This is a genomic window from Providencia sp. 21OH12SH02B-Prov, assembly GCF_027362595.1.
In the GTDB taxonomy this organism is placed as follows: Bacteria; Pseudomonadota; Gammaproteobacteria; order Enterobacterales; family Enterobacteriaceae; genus Providencia; species Providencia zhejiangensis.
Genome location: NZ_CP114796.1, coordinates 3,545,146 through 3,571,029 on the forward strand (window position 1 = coordinate 3,545,146; position 25,884 = coordinate 3,571,029).

Sequence of the window (25,884 nt, forward strand, 5' to 3'; positions counted from 1 at the left end):
ATAACATCCCTAAAAATCAGGTTCAGGAAAAACGTAAGCTAAAAAGAAAAAATGACTTTTTATTATTAGTAATAATCCAGCTTAAAACGCAGTGCGCTTTGATATTGCCCCGGACGTAAAGGCTCTTTATCGGCAACTAGCCTTAACCCATAATTCAGTACAGTATTTCCCGGTGCGATAGTTTGTTTCTCTGTGGACTTCCCTGGATAAATAGGCTTCCCATCTGCATCTTGTAATAACAGAGCAACGCCACGCGCATCTCCCGACACCGTAAACCAATTACCAGAAGCAGGACCGTCAAAAGTCACCGTAAAAGCTTGCCAAGGAGAACCTGTATATGGCACTAAAGTGCAACCAATTAGCGTAATAGAGAAAGGGTGAACAGGACCTTGTCCTTGTTGGCGTATTGTTCCAACAGGTAATATTCCCATGTCGACAACCTGTTCATAAGAACCGGTATCAATAGCACATGCAGAATCGACAATACTGCCATTCATGTTGACACTTCCCCATAGTGTGGAAGCTTGTGCTTGTACACTCGGTAAAGTGGCAAATTGACTAACAAGTAACATGACTAAAATAGCTTTCATAACCGAGTTCCCCCTCTTTTATATTTCCCCTAATCACGAAGTGACTTAGGGGAATACTTCATTGACAATAACGATTAGTTATAGGCCAATGTAAAGTTGGTCACAGCTTGGAAACTACCCGGAACAACAGTCGCATCTGACATACCTTGTAGCGCAGCTTGAAAACTCAAAATGTTATTACCTGAGGTATAAGCACGCTCAACGGTTGAATCATTGATATTGATTTTTGCACCTGATTTATTCATCAATACAATACCTGCACCAGACGCATCACCTGTAATTTGAATTAATCCAGTATTGCTACCATTGTTTACCCACTCTGTACCTTCAAATTTCACTTCAACCATATTGTTATATTTTTGGGTAACGCCATCTTTATCTTTATATTCTGCGTTCAACGTGCAACCTTCGAGATGGATCTCAAAAGGCTGAGCTGCGGACATACCACCTTTCTGTAGGGTAACATTAGAAACCTGTCCTAAATCAATAGTTTGGCTTTCATCTCCTGGAGCGATTGAGCATGGTGCTTCAATGATAGCTCCCGTGAAAGTTACTGTCCCTTTTCCTGCATCCACAGCAAAAGCGGATGCACTCATTGCGCCAGAAATTAAGGTTGCTAAAATAATTTTTTTCATGATTGCCTCTGCAATATAAATATATCGTACTTAAAAAATAGGAATGTATTCACAATCCTTCAGACGTGTTTATTCCTAATTATTTAAAGATAAATAATTTAAAAAACTTTAAATAAAAAAGAATGGTGATATAAAATAATTAATAGAAAATAACTAACCCCATAAGTTAGTTTGATCATACCGAGAAAAAGTTTCTAGCTGTTTTTTTAATTCTTCAGACTGCTCAGAAGAACTAAATACATTGTGGTACTGTACACTGATTTTCTTTTCCTTTTCGAATACCCGTAAAAAGACCTGATTAAAGAAATCAGTTAATGAAACATTTAATGCGTTTAAAATAACAATCAATGTATCTATTGTTATATTACAAACCCCACATTCATAGCGTGATATTTGTTGTTGGGAGACATTAACTACCTTAGCTAGCTCCTTTCCGGTCATCAAACGTTCTTTACGTAATTTATGTATTTCTTCTCCAATCGCTTTGGTAAAAACAGTTTTTGAATCATTGAGTTTATTTTTCGGCATTTGCACCGCACCTACTCTCACTATTTTTCTCCATGCATTAAATTAATTAACCTTACTACTCAAACAGTATTAAAATAAATATAACGAACGAAGATAACTAATAAAAACTGATACCCTTAGAAAACCAATTCATTTAAAAACCGACTAAAAATCGAATAAAAAACCTATTCTCTAGACATTTTATGCAACTTTAAGGATATATGAATAAATAATATTGTATTATGCGTTACCACTGAATCAATGCCCATTAATTTACTTGAGCATTCACGCAAAATCAAACCTAATCCATCCCAGCTAGCAGTACAAACAACCACCAGATACACCAATGGAGAGTAAATTAAATATCATAAAAGCTAGCTATATAGCTGGCTTTAACTGCATTCCTTTTTATGAGCATCCATATAAAATGGTTTTTTTAACCACAAAAACACCAATTAAGACGCAAATAAAGATGAAAGTTTTAAATTTAACAAATAGTCATAATTTTTAGTGAAAATATAAATTAATTAATTAATTAATTAAATATCTCTAATAAAGTAACTGGAAAGAAAAAATAACATATTTTTTATATAGATACAAAACCAGGTCTGTTTTTAAAAATAATAACAAATCTTCAAATATCAGATAAGTCACCTTCAATAGTTAACTTTATCTTTTGATTATACTAATAATACTCACCACGATTTCATCGTCGCTTTTAAAATAACAATCACCATAATTAAAAACAAACGTGTTAATTTTTAGTTAATTTCTAAATATTGAAAAATCACTATTAATTCAAATAATATAAATATGCAAAAAAAGTGAATATACCTGATTGTGTTTATTTGTTATTTGAAAATTAAACATACTCATAGCGAGTATCAAAAATAGACAAAATTAAACGAAAAGTAAAATTTGAATTTTAAAAATAATTTAAATTGAAAACTATTATTATTATCAATAACAAAAAAGTAATCTTAAAGTCATAAGGAGATGAGTAAGTGATTTATAGATTATTTAACGAGATAGTTTATATCGCCAACAAAAAGAGAATTAAATCGATTTAAGCCATTCAGGATGGGAAGTACTCATAGATTGTAAAGCCAAATGATCCACACAAAAGGACGGGAATTAAAATTATCTAATCAATTTGGTTATAGTCATACCTCAACAGCTATCATTAATGTCATATTAGCTTTAATCTGTTTATTTAGATTTATAAATTGATTACGCGTAATAACAGTCTTATCTCAAGGCTTCGTTATCTGTTTCATAAACTTTATTACTGACTAGCTGAGAAATCGTCATGAACACAGATTGAGATATCAAGAGCACTCCTATCACTACTTTTATGACGGATTTTTCTTTGACGTGTTTTTTTAAAAGGTTAAAAGGCATAAAAACAAAAAGCCCTGACTCTAAGAGTCAGGGCTTCGATATTTGGCGGAACGGACGGGACTCGAACCCGCGACCCCCTGCGTGACAGGCAGGTATTCTAACCAACTGAACTACCGCTCCGAATGTCCCTCTAGGGAACGAGATGCATATTACGAATACTTACCATGCCAGTCAATACTTTTTCTTGAAAAATCGTACAGTTGAACAGTTTTTAGCCTCAAAAGCGAATAAAGACTAATGAATAGTCTCTTCCTCATCTGGAGATTGTCGCCAAAGACAAGGTTTTCCCCCTTTCTTATCTACGATATCAAGTCGTTTTTCATGCTCAATAAGCTCTTCATCGGTCGCATAAAGCACTTTTAAGCCACTCGTTGGACGCTCGATGCGTTGTACCTCTTCAACATAGCTTTCATTCGATGTGTCTGCTTCCATAGAAAAAGCTAAAGATGTCTGTCCCCCCGTCATCGCTAAATACACGTCGGAAAGGATCTCAGCATCCAATAAAGCGCCATGCAGTGTACGCTTAGTATTATCAATCAAATAACGATCACACAAAGCATCCAAATTATTTCTTTTACCTGGAAATATTTGTCGAGCAAGCACTAAACTATCGGTTATCTGGCAAAAATCAGCGGTAGGTGGTATACCTCTATTTAATTTAGCAAATTCATAATCCATAAAACCAATATCAAAGGGAGCGTTATGGATAATGAGTTCAGCACCGCGAATAAACTCAAGGAATTCATCAGCAATATCAGCAAAAGTCGGTTTATCCTGCAAAAATTCATCACTGATACCATGCACTTCAAACGCTTCAGGATCCACTAACCGATTTGGTTTAATGTAGACGTGAAAATTACGGCCAGTCAGCCTACGATTGGTGACCTCAACCGCACCAATTTCAATAATATTATGGCCTTCATAATGAACGCCTAACTTATTCATACCGGTGGTTTCGGTATCGAGGACAATTTGTCTTGTTATCGCCGTGCTCATAATGGGTTTTTGTGTCAAACTAGAGATTGATGAATAAGGTAGAGTTTAACAGAAATGACAAAGCAGGTAGAAATTTTCACGGATGGTTCTTGTCTGGGTAATCCAGGCCCAGGGGGGTATGGTGTTCTTCTTCGTTACCAACAACATGAAAAAACGCTCAGTGAAGGCTTTTTTTTAACGACGAATAACCGTATGGAGCTACTGGCTGCTATTGTCGCCCTCGAATCTTTAAAACGCCCATGCGATATCATTTTAACCACCGATAGCCAATATGTTCGCCAAGGGATTACTCAGTGGATACATAATTGGAAACGGCGTCAATGGCGTAAAGCAGATAAATCTCCTGTCGTCAATGTAGACCTTTGGAAACGCCTAGATGCGGCTATCACTCGCCATAAGATCGACTGGCGTTGGGTAAAAGGCCATGCAGGCCATCCTGAAAATGAAAAATGTGATGAGCTCGCTCGACAAGCAGCAGAGTCACCAACTCAAGAAGATACAGGTTACCAACCAGCTCAAAGTTAAATGTTAACTCGCCTATATTATTTGGACGAAATACAGCTCAGCGCATACATTATATTCTTTTGCATGCTATGAGTTCTTTGAGCGATCCGACATACGTTTTGTGGCACCTAATGCGGTACTTATTTTCACTTTGGGCTGTTTAAATTTTAGTAATGTTGGCGTTAATGGATAAGTACGCTTTCGTGCCACAATCACATTCAATGTCCCAATCCCCCCAATACGTTGATTCAACCAATTGTTAGGGCTGTGCCACGGAAATACCTGACAATTACAATGATAAAGCACTTCATAATTTAATAGACTAAGCCAATCGAATACCCTTAACGTTGGAAATAGACGACTACAATAAGGCTGTTGTTTACGAAGAAATGGCACCATTTTCCCAAGGCCTAATAAGCTAAATGGATTAAAGCCTGAAATAATTAACCAACCATCATCAACTAATAGGCGGTCCACTTCACGTAGCATCCAGTGAGGGTCATGGCTATAGGCCAATACATGTGACATTAAGCATGCATCAATAGATTTATTAATAAAAGGAAGAGCTTGGGATTCAGCAAGAACATGGAAACGAGGGTCATCATTCCCTACACTAAACTGATGCGATATCATGCACTCTTCAGTATCGATCTCAGTGCTTAGATGTCCTAACTTAAGCAAATGAAAGCCAAACATTTTTGGCCACCAAGGACGAAGCTGATATTGTAGGGCTTGGCGGTATTGCCTCCCGAATGGGATATCAGACCAACTTACAGGCATCTGGCGTTTTTTTTCAATACGCGCTGGCTTCATCGAAATTCCCCTTAATCACAATATAGAGTAGAGGTCATTATGGAGTTAATACGAGTTCCTGCTTTAAACGATAACTACATTTGGATTCTTACGGATGCTAATCAACAGTGTATCATTGTTGACCCCTCAGAGTCAGAACCCGTCCTCGAAATATTGTCAGCAAAAAAGTTGGCTCCTATCGCTATCTTACTCACCCATCATCATAATGACCATACTGGCGGTGTAAAAGGTATTCTGAAAGTGTTTCGTGATCTTCCTGTTTTTGGTCCCCAAGAAACGCAAGTAAAAGGAGCGACAGAATTAGTCAGTGATGGTGATAGTGTCAAAATTGATAATTTTGATTTTAAAATTATTGGTCTACCGGGACATACACTTGGTCATATCGCTTTTTATCACGCTCCTTATCTCTTTTGTGGGGATACCTTGTTCTCAGGTGGCTGTGGCAGAATATTTGAAGGTACACCAGAGCAAATGTATCAATCAATCCAAAAAATAGCCGCCCTGCCCGATGAAACACTCATCTGTTGTGCACATGAATACACCCAATCTAACCTTAAGTTTGCGCATCATATTTGGCCTGAAAACCAACAAATTAGCCAATACCAAGAAGAAGTCGCCGCTAAACGCAGTAAACAGCAAGCTACTGTGCCAACCACACTCAAAACTGAACGAAAAATAAATATTTTTCTACAGTGCGATAATGCCGAGCTGCAAAACAAGTTAAATATAAATCAAGCAAACCCACCACTTAGGGCCGTTTTTACCGTTTTACGTCAATTAAAAGATCATTATTAACGTTTAATTATTGTCTTCTTTGTGTCGGATAAGTATTATTGTTCGACTTTTACACATAAAACAAAGAATATTGACACAATGAAGACAATAGCGACGATTATCGCCATTGTTCTGCTGGCCGGATGCCAAGCTTCACCACAAAAAACCAAGCAGAACAAGTCTTCAGCAAACCACACTATAGAAAGCGTTGCTCCACATAATCAGGCAGCAAGTAGACAAACCTCAACAATAGATAGTGATCTTTGGGGTTATATCAGTGATGAGCTGAAGATGGATATACCTGATAATTCAATCATCAGGGAACAAGCCAGCAATTATTATACAAAACAAAGTTTTCTCTACGATGTCACATTAAGGGCAGAACCTTATATGTATTGGATCGTAGACGAAGTCAATGCACGTAACTTACCAATGGAATTGGCCTTAATTCCTATTATAGAAAGTTCCTTCAATCCAAAAGCAACCTCTCCGGCACAAGCAGCAGGTCTTTGGCAAATTGTTCCTATCACTGCCCGCTCTTACGGATTAAAACAAGACCAGTGGGTCGATGAGCGTCGTGATCTCGTGACATCGACTAAGGCTGCTTTTGATTTGCTCGAAAATTTAAATATTATGTTTGGCCATGATTGGGAACTCACACTGGCTGCTTATAACTGTGGTGAAGGATGTGTGTTGAATGCGATCAAAAAGAACCAAGCCGCTGGATTACCGACGGATTTTTGGTCGTTGTCCTTACCAAAAGAAACTAAACAGTATGTCCCTAAAATATTAGCGCTCAGCCAAGTATTAAGAAACCCTGAAAGATATCAAGTCAAATTACCACGCAGTAATAGAAGTCGCGCATTAACTCAGGTTGATGTAGGGCAACAAATTACCTTAACCCAAGCAGCAGAATTAACAGGTATCTCAGAGGAATCACTAAAAACATATAACTCAGGTTATAAGCGTGGTGTAACATCACCAAATGGTCCTCATTATATTATGTTGCCTACGGCAAAAGCAGAGCAACTTAAATTATCGCTTTCTGACCAAGCCGTTTTAAATAATATTCGTACTGCTGTTGCTCAAAACCAACTTAAACGATCAGCACCACAAACTAATGGCTTTACTCATAAAGTTGTTAAAGGAGAATCGATCGCAAGTATTGCTAAAAAGTTCAATACCACCAGTAAGAGTATTAAACAACTTAATGGGATGAAAACGGCGAATATCTATCCAGGACAAACCCTTAAGATAAAAGGCAGTGCACCTGCATCAAATAAGCGTAAATCCAAAACGTATAAAGTAAAGAAAGGCGATTCTTATTATAGTATAGCCAAAAGACATGGAATTAAGCTCAATGATTTAATGAGTTGGAATTCTGGGGTCAAAATGGCAGATCTAAAACCAGGCGTTACATTGAATCTTTACCTATAAAATAATTTTTCTTTATGTACCTACCGATTAATCGGTAGGTATTACTTATTTAGTACCAAAAATTAATTATACTTATCAATATTGATATCATATTCAATAGCCGTTAATACCAAACCTATATTGTTAAAAAAATATTTTAAGATTATTTTGCAGATCGCTTTTTAAGTTAAATTGATCGTGATTTTTTGTAAACAAACGAAAAGTACTGCTAATCTGATATAAAACTCCCCCAGAATTGTGTTTAATCGATATAAATAGCACAAAAAGGCCTAGGGATACTTTTATTTTTGAAAAAAAACACCAGTCAGGTGGTGACTTATGTAATAAAAGTGCTATATTATTAGCACAGCGAAAACTGTTAGCGCTGCTAGCCCGTATTTGAATATTACAGATATAATTATTGATAATTCTAAAAAACTACACCTATTTTTTACAACTTTATATAACCTAAGACATTGATTAATAAATACTTAAGTTAATTATCAAGGTGTGTTATTTAGTTTGTACTCGATTATTTTGATATAGAAATACACATAGCAAAGGTTAGTCTCGCCTGCGGAGGTGATTATGGATGAATATTCACCCAAAAATTATGATATATCAGAGTTAAAATACTTGTGTAACAGTTTGAATAGAGAAGCAATTTCAAGCTTACAGAAAACAAATACACATTGGATAAATGATTTAAGCTCACCACAAAGTGTACGGCTCAATGAGCTTATTGAACATATAGCCGCCTTTGTATGGCAATATAAGATCAAACATCCAAAAGATAATCTCGTTATATCATTAGTAGAAGAGTATCTTGACGAGACTTACGATTTATTCGGTAGTCCGGTAATAACGTTAAGTGAAATTATTGACTGGCAGAGTATGAATCAAAATCTTGTCGCTGTACTTGATGATGATTTAAAATGCCCTGCAAGCAAGACCTAAAGATATTATTCACCACTAAATAAACTATAACATAGCATGTTATAAAGATTTTTAATTATCAATAAAAGAAAGGGTATTATGACCAAAACTGATTATCTGATGCGTTTAAGAAAATGCACAACCATCGATACACTTGAGCGTGTTATTGAAAAAAATAAGTATGAGCTTTCTGAAGACGAGCTGGAACTATTTTACTCAGCCGCAGATCACCGTCTTGCAGAACTCACTATGAATAAACTTTATGACAAAATTCCAGCCTCTGTTTGGAAATTTGTTAGATAACTACTTATTAATATGCTCAGATAATAACTGGTTATAGCCGGTAATTTATTTTATCGGCTTAATGTGTGTATTGACTTTAATTTATTAATTATTACAAAAAAATATCACCATTCTACATAGACTTTACTTATCTAAACATAATCGTTGCCCACTAGATAGATTTAGCTTTTAATGCTTAAACAATAGTGCAATGTTTATTCATAAAAATTTGTAGCGCCCTATAAATAATGGTCGAGCTATCCCATTCGTCGCCAAAATGAATAATCCATAACTTACACTTGTATTATGAATATCATTTTTAGTTGTATATAAGACTAAAAAATAATAAGGGATAAATGGAAGAAAGATAAGTGAACGGCTTATGATGGGTGGGAGCCCTGCCAGCGACATCCCGGCACACACATCCCCTGCCATGGCTGCTTCCTTCCGGACCTGACCTAGTTAACAAGTTAGCGTTGCGGGAGAACCAACAGAGCCCCCATTGATTGCTTCCTAAAAAGCAGGTGGCATTATGCTTGATGATGACTAAAATAGCAAGGAAAGCGCTGTTAAGTGCTGGTTTATTACACAATAGCAAATCACTATTAAGCTTGATAAAAATAGACTCAATTATTTCGTAGGCTCAAGTACTAATTGAATATTATTTGTGACGCCATCATTCATCACTATACTTTCAGCCTTTGAAACAAACCATAAATCACCATCAACAGACACCGTAGCTCTTAGCGCAAGATGTGCATTCTGACGTACTTCATCCTTTTGGTAGCTCAGTTCAAAAGGAAAGACAAATTGCTTCTCTTTTACTTGATAATATTTTTGCGCCAAAATCAAATCAGGTAACTCAGCGATAGAAATATCAGCTAAGGTCACCGTAATTAATGCATTTCCAGGCAATACCGCTTGTTGCGGGATAACCATTTGCCCCTTGATAACCTTCGCATCCACACTCTTTTTCGTTGGATGACTGTGATGACCTAACTTTGTCTCATTCGCTTTATTATTATTACCTTCACACCCCCCTAAAAAAGCCAACGCGATAAAGCTAATGATAAATAGGTTTAATTTCATAATAATTGCCTAAAAAACAATTTGTTATCAGAGGATATTTACATTATTTCATTTTAGTTGTAATTTTTAACCACCAAAGATCAGATTATAGCCAAAAATAACTATCAATAAAATACTATCTCAAAATGTAACTGCGCATATCAAGATATAAATTTCATAAAAAAGTCATATTCAGCCTAGGCAATAAGGTGTTTCAAGTCGCAAGCCGCTATCCTCATCACTTTGCGACGTAAAATCGATAACACAAAAACAGTCTACCTATTTTTATGTATTAATGGGAAAATACAATCATCTGATATTTATTAATCAATATTCAAGGTTGCTATGAGTCCAGAATTACAAAATTTAATCAGCCTATTAGAATTGGAAAAGATTGAAGAAGGTATTTTTCGTGGTCAAAGTGAAGATCTCGGACTACCTCAAGTTTTCGGTGGGCAAGTCGTTGGCCAAGCCATGTATGCGGCAGAACAAACCATTCCTGAAGATCGCTTAATTAATTCATTCCATAGCTACTTCTTACGCCCAGGTGATAGCCAGCGCCCAATTGTTTATGATGTAGAGATATTAAGAGATGGCGGCAGTTTTAGCACACGACGAGTCAGTGCAATACAACATGGTAAGCCTATCTTTTTTATGACGGCATCTTTCCAATCCCAAGAGGATGGATTTAACCATCAAAATTTAATGCCTGAAGTCCCATCACCAGAAACATTAATCTCTCAAGATGACATCATCCAGCGTTTGGCTGCTCAGTTACCCGAATCTGTTAAAAAGTATGCTTTGCGCCCAAACCCTTTTGAGTTTCGTCCAATCGAGTTTTATAGTCCTTTCGACACTCCCCCACAGGAACCGTTTCGCTATATTTGGTTTAAAGCGAAAGGGCAATTGCCTGATATTCCATCATTACATAATTATTTATTGGGCTATGCGTCTGACTATAATTTTCTCCCCGCAACGCTCCAACCACATGGCCGTGGCTTTATGGAGAGAGACTTACAGGTTGCCACAATTGACCATTCTATGTGGTACCACCGCCCCTTTAAAATTGATGACTGGCTACTCTATGCTATAGAGAGTCCTTCAGCCTCTGGAGGCCGTGGGTTTGTTAAAGGACAAATTTATAACCAAAGTGGGGAGCTAGTAGCAACAGCGGTCCAAGAAGGGGTGATCCGTAAAAGAAAGCCGCGTTAATTGGCAGGTAAACCAACGCAAGTACTCACTAACTAAATAGGGTAAGATAGAAGGCTCACCTCTTATCTTATCCTTTTATATTAAAACTCTATTCGTTCATGCGTCACAGCCCTTCATTATTATTGTGAGAAGAGTATTTTCCATGTTTGAATGGCAGAATCTATTGATCTGCCATTCTTATTGGGTATATATAATGTGAGTACTAACTAACATCATATAAATACAAGTTAATTATAAGCACTCTCACCATGATAGGTAATATCGAGTCCCTCTCTTTCTTGTTCAACCTCAACACGTAAACCTGTTAGTTTATCCGCTATCAAAAATGCCAAATAAGCGACAATTGCAGTCCAAATCACACAGATTAGTATGCTAAATGCCTGAACACCAACTTGTTTAAGCATTGTCACTCCCTCGGCATAACCTAACCCTCCTAATGTTGCAGAGGTAAATACGCCTGTTAATAAGCAACCAACTACGCCACAAACACCGTGTACGCCAAAAACATCACATACATCGTCGACTTTTAACCAACGTTTTAAAACGACCACCCCCCATAATCCAGCAACCCCAGATATTAGGCCTATTACCAATGCGCCAGCAATTCCAACCGTACCGGCTGCCGGTGTGATGCCGACTAATCCAGCTAAACAGCCAGAACAAGCCCCCAATAATGACGGTTTATCTCTAAACACCCACTCCGCAAGTACCCAAGATAAAATTGCGCCGGATGCCGCTACAACGGTATTAATAAAGGCCAAAGCTGCAATAGAATTCGCACTTCCAGCAGACCCAGCATTGAAACCGAACCAACCAATAAATAAGATCGCGGTTCCCATAAATACCATCGGCAAATTATGGGGTTTTATGGCTTCTTTTCCGAAACCCGTTCTTTTTCCAAGTAAGTAAGCACCAACAAGCCCAGCGACTGCTGCATTAATATGAACAACCGTTCCCCCCGCAAAATCCAGTGCGCCATCTTGGGCAAGTAATCCCCCGCCCCATACCATATGAGCCATAGGTAAATAAGCAAAAGTTGTCCAAATAAAAGCAAATATCAGTATGGCTGAAAATTTAATCCTTTCGCCTAAAGCACCAACCACCAGCGCAACCGTTAAACTGGCAAAAGCCCCTTGGAATGCCACATGAACAAATTGTGGGATCGTTGCTGCTAAGCTTTCGACGCTAATTCCTTTAAGCATAAATTGGCTTAATCCACCGAAAAAATCATTTCCTTCACTAAAGGACAAGCTATAACCATATATTACCCAAATGACCGAAACGAGAGCAAAAATAACCATCGTTTGAGCCATAAGTGACAATACGTTTTTGCTTCTCAGTAATCCGCCATAAAATAAAGCGATACCAGGAATGATCATAAATAAGACCAATGCAGTACAAACCATCATAAATGCATTGTCGGCTTTATCTACACCGTCCTCAGCAGCAAACACATTCACAGGAAAACTCGCTATAAATAACCAACATAAAACCTGAAACAATTTACTCATCGCTGTTCTCCTATAGTGCATCGTCTTGTTTCTCACTCGTGCGGATACGTATGGCTTGCTCAAGGTCGAATACAAATATCTTCCCATCGCCAACCTGGCCTGTATTCGCCGCTTTTTCTATCGATTCAATGACCTGTTCTGAAAATTCATCTGAAACAGCGACTTCGAGTCGCACCTTAGGTAAGAAATCCACCGTATATTCTGCGCCACGATACAGCTCAGAATGCCCCTTTTGACGACCAAAACCACGGACTTCAGTAATAGTCAGACCTTGTATACCTATATCTGAAAGCGCTTCTCTTACTTCATCCAACTTAAAAGGCTTAATGATTGCGATGATATATTTCATTTTCCCTCCGGATAATATGATCCCCTGCCGATTCAGCTAAAGGTGCGCGATAGCAACATCACTGATTGCAAAAACCTTAAGGCAAATAACATGCCAAAATTAATTAGGCTTATAATTCAAACAGTAATGGCAAAAAAAAAGCCACTCTCTCGAGTGGCTTTTTTCTTATGCATTAAAAGTGTGCAAAATAATCAGTTCAATATTGTTTCAGGCTCAACATCATCATGTAAATTGAGCGATTCACCAACCTGCTGAAGTTGATACATTTGGTAATAGCGCCCTTTTTGTTGCAGTAATTGAGTGTGCTTTCCTTTTTCAACAATTGCACCACGATGAAGCACAACAATTTGATCGGCATCGACTATCGTGGATAATCGATGGGCAATAACAACTAGCGTAGTTGTCTGGCGAATAATACGCAGTGCTTTTTGGATCGACTGCTCCGTTCCTGAATCAATATTCGCTGTTGCCTCATCAAGGATCAGTATTTTCGGTGTTACCACTAATACTCGCGCCATGGCTAACAGCTGTCTTTGCCCAACTGACAGTGTATTTCCTTGTTCACCCAATAATGAATCCAAGCCATCAGGAAGTAAACGAACGTGCTCAGCTAGCTGTACAGTTTCTAATACTTGCCAAACTTTTTCTTGTGTTACATCACGCCCTAACGCAACATTATCAAAGAAGGAAGCCGCGAGTACGACCGGATCTTGTTGCACCATTGCGATGCCATTACGTAAAACTTGGTGAGATAGAGAGTGTAACGGTCTACCATCGAGTAGGATTTCACCTTGTTGCCAAGGGTAATACCCCATAATTAGGTTTGCGATGGTACTTTTACCGCTTCCTGTATGCCCAACAAGCGCAACAAAGCTATTCTCAGGCACATGAAGATTAATATCTGTTAAGACTTTTTTATCTTCGCGGTAAGCAAATGATAAATCTTGAATATCGATAGCCCCTCCCTGTAATGGCTGTACATTCTCGCCATAACCTTGTTTCGGGCTATCCATTAACTCAAATACGCGTTCCCCTGAGACCACAGCTTGCTGCAACATCGATTGCTGGGAAGTCAGCTCAATTAATGGCTCATTTAAGCGGCCAAGGTAGTTGATAAAGGCATAGAGCACCCCCACCCCAATGGTTGCTGTACCATCAAAACCGAATAAAAGTAGCAATCCGCAAAGCACTGACGCGGAAATTAAACTTAATAGGGGACGCAATAACACCCCATCGAGTTTTAATGCTTTCATTCTCGCGAGATAGTGATCTTGGCTTGCTTCAAGCATTTTCTCACCAAATCGAGCTTGTTGGCGAAATTGCTGAATAACCGTCATGCCATTAATCACTTCATTAAATCCATTATTAATATCGGCAAGATAAGAACGCACTCGACGGACAATGGGTGTACTCAATTTTTGATAGATAAGCATCACGACCACTACCGCAGGAAAGATCATAATGGCGACCAAAGCCATACGCCATTCCAGAGTAAACATAGCAACTAACATGGCACAAATTAGCGCTAAGCTACGGAATACAGTGGGTACGACGGTCACAAATAGATCTTTAATGACCTCTGTGTCATTAGTCACGCGAGAAATAATTTGTCCTACAGGCTGTTTATCAAAAGCACTCAACGGTTGTCTTAACGCCGAATTCATAACATCGGTACGTAAAGTCTGTACAACACCTACCGCTGATTTATTGAATAAGATAGTTTGATAATAATGAAGAAGTGCTGCAATAACCTGCAATAGCACAAAGCCAACCGCTAGATATATTGTGAGTGGCATAATGATTTGTTTCTTGGCAACCATGTTGTCAATGAAATAACTAATCAACAAAGGTCCACTCACTTCGGCGGCCGCAGCAACCCATAGCATGATAATAGCCAATGTCATCGTACTACGATGCGCTTTTCCATAGCTTAGTAGACGTTTTAAGGCTGGCCATAGTGGTTTTTTCTGACTCATAAATCACCATCCAAAGCCGCTTCAATTTGTTGATAATGATACATATCTTTATACCAACCCGGTTGAACAGTGAGTGTTGAATGAATACCTTCAGACACAATACTTCCTTGGGACAAGACTAAAATATTATCAGCCTCAACTAATGCAGATAGGCGATGTGCAGTAATAATCAATGTCTTGCCTTCACGCCAACGGCTCAAGTTTTGTAAAATAGCATGTTCCGTCTGCCCATCAACAGCCGAGAGAGCATCATCTAAAATTAAAATTTCTGCATTTTGCAAAATAGCTCGTGCAATCGAGAGCCGCTGTTTTTGTCCCCCAGACAACATAACGCCTCGCTCACCAACCTGTGTTTGGTAACCTTCCGGTAACCTCAGGATATCATCATGCACGCAAGCAATACGTGCCGCTTCCTCAATTTGCTCTATTGTTGCTTGTGGGCTACCTAATGCGATATTCCCTGCCACAGTATCAGAAAATAAAAAAGGAGATTGATTCACAACAGCTAATCGACTTCGCCATTCATTTAAGCGAATCTCAGGCAGCGGCTTACCTTGGTAGTGGATTTCCCCTTCAGTCACATCGAATTGACGCTGAATTAATGCAAGTAGTGTTGATTTGCCTGAACCTGTTGGTCCGCAAATTCCCAAAAACTGACCGGGTGGGAGTGTGAAATGAATATCATGAAGCGCGACCCGTTCCGTTTCTGGATAACAAAACGCCTTAATATGCGCCTGTAATTCTCCTCTTTCGCCTAGAAGAGATTGCTGACCATCTTCAACGTCTATAGGTTCATCCAGTAAAGCACGGATACGGCTATAGGCTGCGCTACCACGTTCAACGATGTTAAACATCCATGCCAACGCTAGCATAGGCCAAATCATTAATCCCAAATACATGACAAAGCTAGTGAGTTCACCGAGAGTCAGCGTGTCATGCAGCACCATCCAACTCCCCCCAGCGATAGCCAAGAGGTTTGCCATACCGATAGCAATAAAAATCGTCGGGTCAAAACGGGCATCAACTCTAGCGACATGCATATTGCGTCGACCCGCCTCAGTCGCGACTTGTTCGAACTGATTTGATTGATGATCCTCAAGGCCAAAAGCCTTTATCATGCGAATGCTGGTTAAGCTCTCTTGTGCATGATTATTTAATGAAGAGAATGCACCTTGAGCATGTTTAAATCGATGATGTAATTGATCACCATAACGTTTAATCACTAACGCCATAATAGGCATTGGAATCAATGCTAATAATGTTAGTTGCCAACTAATTTCCACGCTCATCATGACCAATACAGCACAGCCCATAACTAATGAGTCAACAAATGTGAGCACTCCTTCACCCGCAGCAAATACCACTCGGTCAACATCATTAGTGGTTCGAGCAATCAAATCTCCTGTTCGGTATCTTTGATAGAAAGATTGATTTTGTAGGCTTAATTGACGGTAAAATTTTTGTCGTAATTGCACCGCTAGCTTATAAGACGCACCAAATAACCAAATACGCCAGACATAACGAAGACCGTATACAACAACAGCAATGAATAACATCAATGCCACATACGACACTAACTGAGTTGTAGCCATGGTTTGATTGCTAATCCCATCCACAACGATCCCCACAAGTCGCGGTGGAACAAGCTGTAAGATAGCTATAATGATTAAAAAGCAAACCGCACCAACATAGCGTCGCCATTCACTCAAAAAATACCAGCCAAGTTGTGAAAATAATCGCACTGAATTACTGCCTTGAATAAGATTTAATATTTGCCATGGTGTGGCATCCTAATGGTGCAAATGCTTAAGAAAAATAGGCGTAATACCATTAATCAGGGATAGGTAACACCGTAGTATACTTGATTTTTTCCATTGCAAAACTAGAGGTTACATCAATAAGCCCATGAACACCATTAACTAACTTTTTATAAAATAAGTCATAGGATTTCATATCTTTGACTTCAACTTGCATAAGATAGTCATACTCCCCAGCCATGCGATAAAACATAAGTACCTCTGGAAGCTGACTAACAAAAGAAACAAATTGCTCATACCACTCGCTGTTGTGATGCTGAGTTTTAATCATCACGATAACGGTTAGGCCCAAGCCTAACTTTTCGCCGTCGAGTAACGTGACTTTACTCCGAATATATCCCTCATCTTCTAAGCGTTTTAGCCTTTTCCAACAAGGTGTTGATGTTAAATTCACCGCTTCTGCAAGTGCATTCAAAGATAGACTGCTGTCATTTTGCAGCAAGCGAAGTAACTTTTTATCTATCTTATCTAACATATTTGCTCTCTTAATATTTATAAAAAAATGTCACGGTTACGGCTATATAATAGAATTATTTTACCTAAATAGACTGACAACAGCATAAATAATTTATCAATCTGTGTTAAAAGACAAAAATACCGCTATCCATCAAAGGCTAGCACCATTAACATGGCGCTATAGCAACCTGTATATTCATTTTTGTTGGAGTAAGAGGAATATTTATGAAACGCGCTGTTGTTGTCTTCAGTGGTGGTCAAGACTCGACGACTTGCCTCATCCAAGCGTTAAAAACTTATGATGAAGTCCATTGTGTCACTTTTGATTATGGGCAACGTCATCGCTTTGAGATTGAAGTGGCCCAAAAGCTCAGCCATTCACTTGGAGCAACTGCACACAAGGTGCTTGATGTCACTCTCCTCAATGAACTCGCAGTGAGCAGTCTAACTCGTGATAATATTCCAGTGCCTGACTATCAAGAAAGTGAGTCTAGCGGGTTACCCAGTACATTTGTTCCGGGGCGAAATATTCTTTTTTTAACGCTAGCTGCCATCTATGCCTACCAAGTGCAAGCGGAAGCCGTTATCACCGGGGTTTGTGAAACGGACTTCTCGGGCTACCCTGACTGTCGAGATGAATTTGTCACCGCACTTAATCATGCCGTCAATCTAGGACTGGCGAAAGACATTCGTGTTGAAACGCCGTTGATGTGGCTAAATAAAGCGCAAACTTGGGCTTTAGCTGATTTTTATGGTCATTTAGACACAATACGACAAGAAACTCTGACTTGCTATAACGGCATACAAGGAGACGGCTGTGGAGAGTGCGCTGCATGCCATCTTCGCAGTAAGGGCTTAAACGACTACTTGAGCGATAAAAAAACTGTGTTATCTTCACTCAAAAAAATGACTAAACTCATCTAGTTACCTGAATATAAGGGGGCTAGAAAAGAGAACTCTTTCCGGCCCCCTTGAATGCGTTAAGCGTCAACAAACGCTTCAGCGTTAGCTTGTGACAACAATTCAAGTTTTTCGAGTAACTCACCATCAATACTAATGGCTTTATTTAACGATAAATCAATAAATACAAAAGTCACCATTGCATCAGAAACAACCTCTTTCTTTCCTTGTCGTTCACGAATTATTTGCTGATAACATACCGCACTTCTAGCGCCAATTTTCTCAATACGTGTAGTCACGACTAATTCATCACCAATGACTGCACCATGAAAATAGTTCACATTGATATTAACCGCAGCCATTGTCAGCTTTTTCTTCAGGGCCCATCCAATGAAATCATGTTGCTCCATCCAAGCCCAACGATCTGACTCATAGAACTCAAGATAGCGTGCATTATTAACATGCTGGAAAACATCAATGTGGTAACCTCTAACTTTAATTTGCGTTGCCATAACTACTCCGACCAGTTGTCTCTGTTTACAAAAACATAACAAATAATTATGACTCTTGCTGAAATAATCTATTTTATGCGATACGCATCAAATTATTTATTTAACAAAATATGAGTAATACAAAAAGAGCCTGTTCATAAACATGATTCATATCACCCATTTCACGGTATGAAGTGCTCACATATTAATGTGAGCACCCCACTTGTTATAAGGTCAATTTACTTCGGTTTTTTTCTAAAAATGCAGGCCCTATTCCACGCACCTCTAAAATATTTTCAATAGTATTAAATGCCCCATATGTATTTCTATACTCAACAATTGCCTTTGCCTTTTGTATACCAATACCATGAAGCTTTTTTGCTAATTCTTCTGCACTAGCCTGATTAATATTAACTTGGGCGATGTTATCGACACCCGCTAGTAATGTTTTTTCTTCTTGAAAATGTTTGTTTGTCATCGTCTTATCAGGCTCGATTTTTTTAGCTAATACGGCGTGTGAACACATCAACATCGAGGAAATGACGACGATACTCCCTAGTGACTGCTTTATAGATTTCATCCATGTCATTGGCTTTCTCCTGTTTTAAATTGAGATAGCACAATGCCAAAATCAAAAGACAAACGCTGTTTTCGCTTAACAGAAATAAGAAAGGCCACCCAAAGGTGGCCTTAAGATAGATTCAATTACAATTGTAATTGCGAACAGCGTCTCAAATTACTCGAGGTTCAATACTTCAACTTTGGCTTTCTCACGCAAGTTAAGCATCAACGCTTCATTTACCGCACTGCCCATCATACCTTGGTACTCTTTGGTCAGTTGGGCTAGCTCTTCATCAGACGCTTTACCTGGGATCACTTTATCAAGCTGAATAATGACTAAGTTATCTTGTGCATCTCGAGCCGTCGTATAAGTCACCTTACCTTCACTTGGTTTCGCCATCGCCATTGCTGCACCAATAATTGGTGTTTGAGGCATCATACGAGAAACGGTTTCAGGAGCAGTAAACTTAACATTAGCAGCGCTCAATGCAGCCTCGCCTTTACCTTCTTTCAGTGCAGCGACTAATTTATCGCCTTCTGCTTTTAGCTCAGCATCTGCTTTTTTACGTTTAACTAATGCTTCGATTTGAGATTTAACGGTTTCGAATGATTCAGTTTGTTCCGGCTTATATTGGGTAACACGGACGACAAACGCACGGTCACCTTCAACATTAATCACATCCGAGTTAATCCCCGTTGAACCATTTTTATCCACTAAACGCTCACTAAATATTTCGTTAATGACTTTAGGGAAGTTTAAAGCGGCCGGTGGATTATTTTTATCAAACCAGTCGGTGGTTACCACTTTTAAGCCTGATACCTCTTCTACTGACGCTAAAGACTCATTGTCATTCGTCGCTGCTTCACTGACTTTTTGTTGCAAGTCATAAAACTGTTTAACATTTTTATCTTGCGTTAACGTCGTCTTAATCGAATCTTTGACTTCATCGAAAGGTTTCGTGCTTTCAGGCTTAATATCATCTAAACGGAAGATAACAAAGTTTGAGCCAGACTTGATCGGCGCAGAAAGTTGCCCTTTCTCAGTTAATTTCGCATTCGCAATCTCAGCGGGTGTTGAGGCTTCTTCCATCCACCCGATCACACCTTTATTGCCGGCACTAAACTTATCCGTTGATTTCTCAGAGGCTAACACGTCGAATTGCGCCCCCGCTTTTAGCTGATCAAGGATTTCATTCGCTTCTTTCTCTGAAGCAACCTGAATCATACTGTAGTGGTTTTGCTGAGCCTGAGTATAATTTTTCAGATTTTGATCATAATAAGTTTTTATTTCTGCATCAGAAACGGTCAGTTCAGGTAGAGAAGCGGCATCAATCTCAACATAGCTGACCTGAACTTTTTCAGGAGAGATAAAACTGTTCTGATTCGCATTGTAGTAATCTTTTAATTCATCTTCAGTCGCAGTCTGTTTAGCTTCAATATCAGCTAATGACAGGGTCGCTGTACGAATTTCACGTTCTTGCAAAAATAATTCAGCGTAATTTTTCACTTCTGAAGGTAAAGCAAAGTCACTACCAGTAAATGCCTTAGCCAATTGAGCACGCACTAAATCAGTACGAATTTGCGCCGCGAAATTATCCGCATTGACATTGTACTGGCTTAAAATATTACGGTATTTTTCACTATCAAATTTTCCATTCGTTTGGAAAATCGACATAGCAAAAATGGCTCTTTCTATCTGAGCATCACTCGCTGACAGATTTAACTCATTAGCGTACTGATTGATTAATTCGTTATTAATCAAGTTATCCAAAGCTTGTCGGCGTAATAATTTCATGCTTTCTTCATTACCCGCAACTTCAGAAAACTTATCTCCCAAATATTCTTGTAAAGATTGACGCTCTTGTGCGAAAGCCTGTTGTAGTTGCTCCCTGCTAATTGGCTGCCCATTTACTTCAGCAGCATCATTACTTGTACCGCCAATCATGTAACCAGCAACCCCTGTCAGCACGAATGACAGGATAATGATAGCCAGTATCAGTTTGATAAAAGGACTGTTCACCTTCGTGCGTAGATTGTCCATCATAAAAAGGCTTAACTCCGCTTTGTTAAATTCAATTTCCTAATAATACGCTAATCTTAACTCAGATTGAAAAAAAAGCGCACCATTTCCATGATGCGCCTCTATATTAGCTGATTAATAATTTTCAGTCAGTGAGTGTTTTGAAAAAAAATAAAACAATCCCAAAATAAAACTGAATTAGCTATTAACTGCGTCTTTTAAACCTTTACCCGGACGGAAAGCAGGTACTTTCGCCGCAGCGATCTTAATCTCTTTACCTGTTTGTGGGTTACGTCCTGTGCGAGCGGCACGTTCACGAACGGTGAATGTACCAAAGCCAACTAAAGCAACATCATCACCTTTGCTCAGTGAACTAGTGACTGATGCAACAAACGCATCAACAACACGGCCAGCTGCAGCTTTAGAAATATTCGCTTCAGAAGCGATTTGATCAATCAGTTGAGACTTATTCACTCTTATCATCCCCATATTAGTTTTGACTATGATCTTAATTAGGCTATTAAGCTAATTAATGATGCAGCCGTTATATCAATCCTGAATGCCAATGGCAAGAGAACAGATTACATCCAAATAATTATCAGAATCATCGTTAAATTAGCGACGAAAAAAAAGGCTGACAACCCCTAAATAGGTTATCAGCCATACTTTTATGCAAACTTCTTGATTCAGCTCACTCTTTTTGACTTATTTTTTACGATTTCCACACCAAATGGCGGGTTCGCTAATGCCAAAGAGAGGACTTCCTCAATAGTTTTAACAGGGTGAATTTCCAAATCAGCAATCACATTTTCTGGAATTTCTTCCAAATCACGTTTGTTCTCAAATGGAATTAATACCGTTTTAATACCACCACGATGTGCTGCAAGTAATTTTTCTTTCAGTCCACCAATTGGTAATACAAGACCTCTTAGCGTAATTTCACCTGTCATTGCGACATCCGCTTTAACAGGATTACCTGTTAAGCAGGAAACTAAGGCCGTTGACATAGCAATACCTGCACTTGGGCCATCTTTCGGTGTCGCACCTTCAGGTACGTGAACATGAATATCGCGTTTCTCATAGAAATCGCTATTGATGCCCAGTTTTTCTGCTCGAGCTCGAACAACAGTCAACGCAGCTTGAATAGATTCTTGCATCACTTCACCTAATGAACCAGTATAAGTGAGCTTACCTTTACCAGGTACACAAGCTGTCTCAATCGTTAACAAGTCACCGCCGACCTCGGTCCACGCCAATCCGGTGACTTGACCTACACGGTTTTCCGTATCGGCTTGACCATAATCAAACTTACGAACACCTAAGAAATCCTTCAGGTTATCAGCATTAATTTCGATATGTTTCAGCTTCTTATCCATTAATAAGGACTTAACCGCTTTACGACACAGTTTCGAAATTTCACGCTCTAAACCACGGACACCTGCTTCACGAGTGTAGTAACGGATAATGCCAATGAGTGCACTATCATCAATCGTTAGCTCATTCTTTTTCAATGCGTTGCGTTGGATTTGCTTCGGCAGCAAATGCTGCTTAGCGATATTTAGTTTCTCATCTTCTGTATAGCCAGACAGACGAATAACTTCCATACGATCGAGCAACGGCGCAGGAATATTCATCGAGTTAGACGTAGCCACAAACATCACATCAGAAAGATCGTAATCAACTTCCAAATAATGATCGTTAAATGCGACGTTTTGCTCAGGATCTAACACCTCGAGTAATGCAGAAGCAGGATCACCTCGCATGTCAGAAGACATTTTATCAATCTCATCTAACAGGAACAGCGGGTTTTTCACTCCAACTTTTGCCATTTTCTGGATCAGTTTACCCGGCATAGAACCGATATAGGTACGGCGGTGACCACGAATTTCCGCTTCATCACGTACGCCACCTAATGCCATGCGAGTGTACTGACGGCCTGTTGCTTTTGCGATAGATTGACCAAGTGAGGTTTTACCTACCCCTGGTGGTCCAACCAAACATAGGATTGGGCCTTTAATCTTACTGACACGGCTTTGTACCGCCAGATACTCTAGGATACGTTCCTTAACACGCTCTAGGCCATAATGGTCTGTATCTAGTACTTCTTGCGCCTTAACAAGGTCTTTTTTCACTTTGCTACGAGCATGCCATGGTACCTGAACCATCCAATCAATGTAGCTACGCACTACTGTGGCTTCTGCTGACATTGGAGACATCATTTTTAGCTTTTGCAATTCTGCTTCAGCTTTCTCATGAGCCTCTTTTGGCATTTTTGCTTCTTCAATTTTGCGTTTCAGCGCTTCGTATTCATCGGGCGCATCATCCATTTCACCAAGCTCTTTTTGAATCGCTTTCATTTGCTCATTCAAATAATATTCGCGTTGGCTTTTTTCCATCTGCTTTTTGACACGGTTACGGATGCGTTTCTCAACTTGCAACAGCTCAGTTTCAGACTCCATCATGGCCATCAGGAATTCAACACGCTCAGCAACATTCGCCATCTCTAACACACGTTGTTTATCGGCCAATTTAAGTGGCATATGAGACGCTATGGTATCCGCTAATTTATCGAGTTGATCTTGTTCAATCGAATGCAGCGATGTCAAAACTTCAGGTGGAATTTTTTTATTCAGTTTAATATAGCTTTCGAACTGATTGACAATAGTGCGATAAAGAACCTCTTGCTCTTTTTCATCAAGAAGTTCTGCGACTTTAGCTTGAGCGCTATCTTCATTGTAAAAATCATCTGCATCTTCAGCTTGTTTCACAGCTTCAGGCTGCAAATATTCTGCTTGTGCTAAGAAATACTCGCCATTGTCAGTTAAGCTGCTTATACGCGCTCTTCTTAAGCCTTCAACTAATACTTTAACTGTCCCATCGGGCAATTTCAGCATTTGAATAACTGAAGCTACGGTACCAACAGAAAATAAATCATTAACCCCAGGCTCATCAGTTGAGGCCTCTTTTTGGGCTACCAGCATTACTTGCTTGTCATGATCCATCGCTGCTTCCAGACTGTGAATGGATTTTTCACGTCCAACAAACAGTGGGATCACCATATGTGGGTACACCACTACATCACGCAGAGGCAATACAGGTATTTCAATGCGTTCGGAACGCTCAGGATTCATAAAGCTCTCTCTTCGTTTAGCTTGCGCTAGTTTAAGGGTTTCCAACTATTGCTTAAAAAAGTGTATTTAAAAAGCAAAGAAACCACACTCAGAATATAAACTATATGGGGATAAGATTTTAGCATTCAATGGGTACTTGAAGATAAAAATGAAATGAGGGAGGAACCCTCATTTCACTCATAACTTGTCGTTGCTAAATCCTAGGCGTTAATTATCACCGGAGGCTTGAGCATCAGGTTTGCTGTAGATCAGTAATGGTTCTGATTGTTCATTAATGACATTTTCATCAACAACGACTTTTTCTACATTATCCATAGAAGGCAGGTCATACATTGTATTTAGCAATGCCGCTTCAACAATAGAACGTAAACCACGAGCCCCCGTTTTACGAGCCATTGCTTTTTTAGCAATCGCTTTTAACGCTTCTTCACGGAACTCTAATTCTGTCCCTTCAAGGCTAAATAGCGCTTGGTACTGTTTAGTTAGCGCATTTTTGGGTTCTTGAAGGATCTGAATAAGCGCCTCTTCACTCAATTCCGTTAAAGTTGCCACCACTGGCAAACGACCGATAAACTCAGGGATCAAACCAAATTTGATCAGATCTTCAGGCTCTGTTTGTGCTAACAATTCACCTTCAGTAATTTTCTCGGATTCGCCTTTAACCTCAGCAGCAAAACCAATACCTGAACGCGTATTTAAACGCTGACCGATCACTTTATCGAGCCCCGCAAAAGCACCTCCACAGATAAATAAGATCTTAGAGGTATCAACCTGTAAGAACTCTTGCTGAGGATGCTTACGACCACCTTGAGGTGGAACGGCTGCAATTGTCCCTTCAATCAATTTCAACAACGCTTGTTGTACCCCTTCACCTGAAACATCACGGGTAATTGAAGGGTTATCAGATTTACGTGAAATTTTGTCAATTTCATCGATATAAACAATACCACGTTGCGCTTTTTCTACATCGTAGTCACATTTTTGCAGTAATTTTTGGATGATGTTTTCAACATCTTCACCAACATAACCCGCTTCGGTTAAGGTGGTGGCATCTGCCATCGTGAAAGGCACATCCAAGTAACGAGCAAGGGTTTCAGCCAGCAATGTTTTACCGCTGCCTGTTGGGCCAATCAGCAAAATGTTACTTTTACCAAGCTCAACACCTTCGCTGGTTGTATCACCATTCCGTAATCGCTTGTAGTGATTATAGACGGCGACAGCCAATACTTTTTTCGCCTGTTCTTGACCTATCACATAATCATCAAGATGCTCTCTGATCTCATGTGGGGTAGGTAATGCACTACGCTCACGATGAGGAGCCAGTTCTTTGATCTCTTCACGGATGATATCGAGGCATAAATCGACACATTCATCACAAATATAGACTGACGGACCGGCAATCAGCTTGCGGACTTCATGCTGACTTTTTCCGCAGAAAGAGCAGTACAACAGTTTACCTGACCCCTCTTTGCGCTTATCTGTCATCAGTTGACCTCACTTATCGTCAATTTTCCCCCGTTTATTCACTATCTTGCGCG

General features: G+C 39.2%; 24 protein-coding genes, 1 tRNA gene and 1 other RNA gene. 7 read left to right on the forward strand and 19 right to left on the reverse strand.

Going from position 1 to position 25,884, the window contains the following annotated elements; translation table 11 throughout:
* Positions 1-65: 65 nt before the first annotated feature.
* The 5 genes from O7C57_RS16465 to dnaQ form a co-directional block, all read right to left on the reverse strand.
* Positions 66-590: a fimbrial protein gene (locus O7C57_RS16465; protein WP_004927221.1), complete on the reverse strand. Its 525-nt coding sequence runs from the start codon at positions 588-590 to the stop codon at positions 66-68.
* 74 nt (positions 591-664) lie between these two features.
* Entirely contained in the window at positions 665-1,225 is a 561-nt protein-coding gene (locus tag O7C57_RS16470) for a fimbrial protein (protein WP_249999885.1), read from the reverse strand.
* A gap of 153 nt (positions 1,226-1,378) precedes the next feature.
* Positions 1,379-1,774, reverse strand: coding sequence for a helix-turn-helix domain-containing protein (locus O7C57_RS16475; RefSeq protein WP_163860720.1), 396 nt, complete (start codon positions 1,772-1,774; stop codon positions 1,379-1,381).
* Between the two features lie 1,402 nt (positions 1,775-3,176).
* A tRNA-Asp gene (locus O7C57_RS16480) sits at positions 3,177-3,253 on the reverse strand.
* A gap of 114 nt (positions 3,254-3,367) precedes the next feature.
* Positions 3,368-4,129, reverse strand: a complete 762-nt coding sequence (gene dnaQ / locus O7C57_RS16485; protein WP_269723356.1) for a DNA polymerase III subunit epsilon — start codon at positions 4,127-4,129, stop codon at positions 3,368-3,370.
* 54 nt (positions 4,130-4,183) lie between these two features.
* On the opposite strand from dnaQ, the gene rnhA reads away from it, so the two are divergent.
* Entirely contained in the window at positions 4,184-4,654 is a 471-nt protein-coding gene (gene rnhA, locus O7C57_RS16490; RefSeq protein ID WP_154624044.1) for a ribonuclease HI, read from the forward strand.
* Between the two features lie 66 nt (positions 4,655-4,720).
* Here rnhA and O7C57_RS16495 read toward each other — a convergent pair whose 3' ends face one another.
* Positions 4,721-5,446 (reverse strand): class I SAM-dependent methyltransferase, encoded by a 726-nt coding sequence (locus O7C57_RS16495; protein ID WP_154624043.1) that lies wholly within the window; start codon positions 5,444-5,446, stop codon positions 4,721-4,723.
* 39 nt (positions 5,447-5,485) lie between these two features.
* Here O7C57_RS16495 and gloB point away from each other — a divergent pair, with 39 nt between their 5' ends.
* The 4 genes from gloB to O7C57_RS16515 all read left to right on the forward strand — a co-directional run bounded on the left by gloB (position 5,486) and on the right by O7C57_RS16515 (position 8,875).
* Positions 5,486-6,241 carry a hydroxyacylglutathione hydrolase gene (gloB, locus tag O7C57_RS16500; protein ID WP_269723357.1) on the forward strand — a complete coding sequence of 252 codons (756 nt, stop codon included), beginning with the start codon at positions 5,486-5,488 and terminating at the stop codon, positions 6,239-6,241.
* A 78-nt stretch (positions 6,242-6,319) separates the two neighbouring features.
* Complete coding sequence (gene mltD / locus O7C57_RS16505; RefSeq protein ID WP_154624041.1) at positions 6,320-7,657, forward strand: murein transglycosylase D; 1,338 nt, start codon at positions 6,320-6,322, stop codon at positions 7,655-7,657.
* A gap of 567 nt (positions 7,658-8,224) precedes the next feature.
* Positions 8,225-8,593: an Hha toxicity modulator TomB gene (tomB, locus tag O7C57_RS16510; protein WP_154635730.1), complete on the forward strand. Its 369-nt coding sequence runs from the start codon at positions 8,225-8,227 to the stop codon at positions 8,591-8,593.
* Between the two features lie 78 nt (positions 8,594-8,671).
* Complete coding sequence (locus O7C57_RS16515) at positions 8,672-8,875, forward strand: HHA domain-containing protein (RefSeq protein ID WP_004927064.1); 204 nt, start codon at positions 8,672-8,674, stop codon at positions 8,873-8,875.
* 375 nt (positions 8,876-9,250) lie between these two features.
* Here O7C57_RS16515 and ffs read toward each other — a convergent pair.
* Positions 9,251-9,347: signal recognition particle sRNA small type (gene ffs / locus O7C57_RS16520), an RNA gene on the reverse strand.
* Between the two features lie 137 nt (positions 9,348-9,484).
* A complete protein-coding gene (locus O7C57_RS16525) occupies positions 9,485-9,943 on the reverse strand; it encodes a YbaY family lipoprotein (RefSeq protein WP_196713815.1) in 459 nt (152 codons plus the stop codon).
* Between the two features lie 324 nt (positions 9,944-10,267).
* Here O7C57_RS16525 and tesB point away from each other — a divergent pair, with 324 nt between their 5' ends.
* Positions 10,268-11,134, forward strand: a complete 867-nt coding sequence (tesB, locus tag O7C57_RS16530) for an acyl-CoA thioesterase II (protein WP_154622395.1) — start codon at positions 10,268-10,270, stop codon at positions 11,132-11,134.
* A gap of 227 nt (positions 11,135-11,361) precedes the next feature.
* On the opposite strand, the gene amtB is transcribed toward tesB, so the two are convergent.
* The 5 genes from amtB to O7C57_RS16555 all read right to left on the reverse strand — a co-directional run bounded on the left by amtB (position 11,362) and on the right by O7C57_RS16555 (position 17,262).
* On the reverse strand, positions 11,362-12,645 hold the full coding sequence (gene amtB, locus O7C57_RS16535; protein WP_154622396.1) for an ammonium transporter AmtB: 1,284 nt from the start codon (positions 12,643-12,645) through the stop codon (positions 11,362-11,364).
* A 10-nt stretch (positions 12,646-12,655) separates the two neighbouring features.
* The gene (locus tag O7C57_RS16540) at positions 12,656-12,994 is read right to left on the reverse strand and encodes a P-II family nitrogen regulator (RefSeq protein ID WP_154622397.1); all 339 of its coding nucleotides are present in this window, start codon (positions 12,992-12,994) and stop codon (positions 12,656-12,658) included.
* A gap of 191 nt (positions 12,995-13,185) precedes the next feature.
* Positions 13,186-14,970 (reverse strand): SmdB family multidrug efflux ABC transporter permease/ATP-binding protein, encoded by a 1,785-nt coding sequence (locus O7C57_RS16545; RefSeq protein ID WP_154622398.1) that lies wholly within the window; start codon positions 14,968-14,970, stop codon positions 13,186-13,188.
* Positions 14,967-16,712 carry a SmdA family multidrug ABC transporter permease/ATP-binding protein gene (locus tag O7C57_RS16550; RefSeq protein ID WP_269723358.1) on the reverse strand — a complete coding sequence of 582 codons (1,746 nt, stop codon included), beginning with the start codon at positions 16,710-16,712 and terminating at the stop codon, positions 14,967-14,969. The genes O7C57_RS16545 and O7C57_RS16550 overlap by 4 nt, the downstream gene beginning before the upstream one ends.
* 88 nt (positions 16,713-16,800) lie before the next feature.
* A complete protein-coding gene (locus tag O7C57_RS16555; protein WP_163860717.1) occupies positions 16,801-17,262 on the reverse strand; it encodes an Lrp/AsnC family transcriptional regulator in 462 nt (153 codons plus the stop codon).
* 206 nt (positions 17,263-17,468) lie between these two features.
* Between O7C57_RS16555 and queC the strand changes: the two genes are divergently transcribed.
* The gene (queC, locus tag O7C57_RS16560; RefSeq protein WP_269723359.1) at positions 17,469-18,167 is read left to right on the forward strand and encodes a 7-cyano-7-deazaguanine synthase QueC; all 699 of its coding nucleotides are present in this window, start codon (positions 17,469-17,471) and stop codon (positions 18,165-18,167) included.
* Between the two features lie 56 nt (positions 18,168-18,223).
* Here queC and O7C57_RS16565 read toward each other — a convergent pair whose 3' ends face one another.
* The 6 genes from O7C57_RS16565 to clpX form a co-directional block, all read right to left on the reverse strand.
* On the reverse strand, positions 18,224-18,655 hold the full coding sequence (locus O7C57_RS16565) for an acyl-CoA thioesterase (RefSeq protein ID WP_154622401.1): 432 nt from the start codon (positions 18,653-18,655) through the stop codon (positions 18,224-18,226).
* A 205-nt stretch (positions 18,656-18,860) separates the two neighbouring features.
* The gene (locus O7C57_RS16570) at positions 18,861-19,223 is read right to left on the reverse strand and encodes a ComEA family DNA-binding protein (protein WP_154622402.1); all 363 of its coding nucleotides are present in this window, start codon (positions 19,221-19,223) and stop codon (positions 18,861-18,863) included.
* A 147-nt stretch (positions 19,224-19,370) separates the two neighbouring features.
* A complete protein-coding gene (gene ppiD, locus O7C57_RS16575) occupies positions 19,371-21,239 on the reverse strand; it encodes a peptidylprolyl isomerase (RefSeq protein ID WP_154622403.1) in 1,869 nt (622 codons plus the stop codon).
* A gap of 174 nt (positions 21,240-21,413) precedes the next feature.
* The gene (gene hupB / locus O7C57_RS16580) at positions 21,414-21,689 is read right to left on the reverse strand and encodes a nucleoid-associated protein HU-beta (RefSeq protein ID WP_196713809.1); all 276 of its coding nucleotides are present in this window, start codon (positions 21,687-21,689) and stop codon (positions 21,414-21,416) included.
* Positions 21,690-21,901: 212 nt separating this feature from the next.
* Positions 21,902-24,346: an endopeptidase La gene (lon, locus tag O7C57_RS16585; RefSeq protein ID WP_154622405.1), complete on the reverse strand. Its 2,445-nt coding sequence runs from the start codon at positions 24,344-24,346 to the stop codon at positions 21,902-21,904.
* A gap of 207 nt (positions 24,347-24,553) precedes the next feature.
* On the reverse strand, positions 24,554-25,831 hold the full coding sequence (clpX, locus tag O7C57_RS16590) for an ATP-dependent protease ATP-binding subunit ClpX (RefSeq protein WP_154622406.1): 1,278 nt from the start codon (positions 25,829-25,831) through the stop codon (positions 24,554-24,556).
* Between the last annotated feature and the right edge of the window lie 53 nt (positions 25,832-25,884).

Bases quoted from the DNA above. Each gene is read 5' to 3' on its own strand.
- tomB (WP_154635730.1), top strand. From the start codon at position 8,225: ATGGATGAATATTCACCCAAAAATTATGATATATCAGAGTTAAAATAC.
- queC (WP_269723359.1), top strand. From the start codon at position 17,469: ATGAAACGCGCTGTTGTTGTCTTCAGTGGTGGTCAAGACTCGACGACT.
- O7C57_RS16570 (WP_154622402.1), bottom strand. From the start codon at position 19,223: ATGACATGGATGAAATCTATAAAGCAGTCACTAGGGAGTATCGTCGTC.
- mltD (WP_154624041.1), top strand. From the start codon at position 6,320: ATGAAGACAATAGCGACGATTATCGCCATTGTTCTGCTGGCCGGATGC.
- O7C57_RS16545 (WP_154622398.1), bottom strand. From the start codon at position 14,970: ATGAGTCAGAAAAAACCACTATGGCCAGCCTTAAAACGTCTACTAAGC.
- O7C57_RS16555 (WP_163860717.1), bottom strand. From the start codon at position 17,262: ATGTTAGATAAGATAGATAAAAAGTTACTTCGCTTGCTGCAAAATGAC.
- clpX (WP_154622406.1), bottom strand. From the start codon at position 25,831: ATGACAGATAAGCGCAAAGAGGGGTCAGGTAAACTGTTGTACTGCTCT.
- lon (WP_154622405.1), bottom strand. From the start codon at position 24,346: ATGAATCCTGAGCGTTCCGAACGCATTGAAATACCTGTATTGCCTCTG.
- O7C57_RS16470 (WP_249999885.1), bottom strand. From the start codon at position 1,225: ATGAAAAAAATTATTTTAGCAACCTTAATTTCTGGCGCAATGAGTGCA.
- tesB (WP_154622395.1), top strand. From the start codon at position 10,268: ATGAGTCCAGAATTACAAAATTTAATCAGCCTATTAGAATTGGAAAAG.
- O7C57_RS16465 (WP_004927221.1), bottom strand. From the start codon at position 590: ATGAAAGCTATTTTAGTCATGTTACTTGTTAGTCAATTTGCCACTTTA.
- rnhA (WP_154624044.1), top strand. From the start codon at position 4,184: ATGACAAAGCAGGTAGAAATTTTCACGGATGGTTCTTGTCTGGGTAAT.
- O7C57_RS16515 (WP_004927064.1), top strand. From the start codon at position 8,672: ATGACCAAAACTGATTATCTGATGCGTTTAAGAAAATGCACAACCATC.
- amtB (WP_154622396.1), bottom strand. From the start codon at position 12,645: ATGAGTAAATTGTTTCAGGTTTTATGTTGGTTATTTATAGCGAGTTTT.
- O7C57_RS16495 (WP_154624043.1), bottom strand. From the start codon at position 5,446: ATGAAGCCAGCGCGTATTGAAAAAAAACGCCAGATGCCTGTAAGTTGG.
- O7C57_RS16565 (WP_154622401.1), bottom strand. From the start codon at position 18,655: ATGGCAACGCAAATTAAAGTTAGAGGTTACCACATTGATGTTTTCCAG.
- gloB (WP_269723357.1), top strand. From the start codon at position 5,486: ATGGAGTTAATACGAGTTCCTGCTTTAAACGATAACTACATTTGGATT.
- O7C57_RS16525 (WP_196713815.1), bottom strand. From the start codon at position 9,943: ATGAAATTAAACCTATTTATCATTAGCTTTATCGCGTTGGCTTTTTTA.
- dnaQ (WP_269723356.1), bottom strand. From the start codon at position 4,129: ATGAGCACGGCGATAACAAGACAAATTGTCCTCGATACCGAAACCACC.
- ppiD (WP_154622403.1), bottom strand. From the start codon at position 21,239: ATGATGGACAATCTACGCACGAAGGTGAACAGTCCTTTTATCAAACTG.
- O7C57_RS16540 (WP_154622397.1), bottom strand. From the start codon at position 12,994: ATGAAATATATCATCGCAATCATTAAGCCTTTTAAGTTGGATGAAGTA.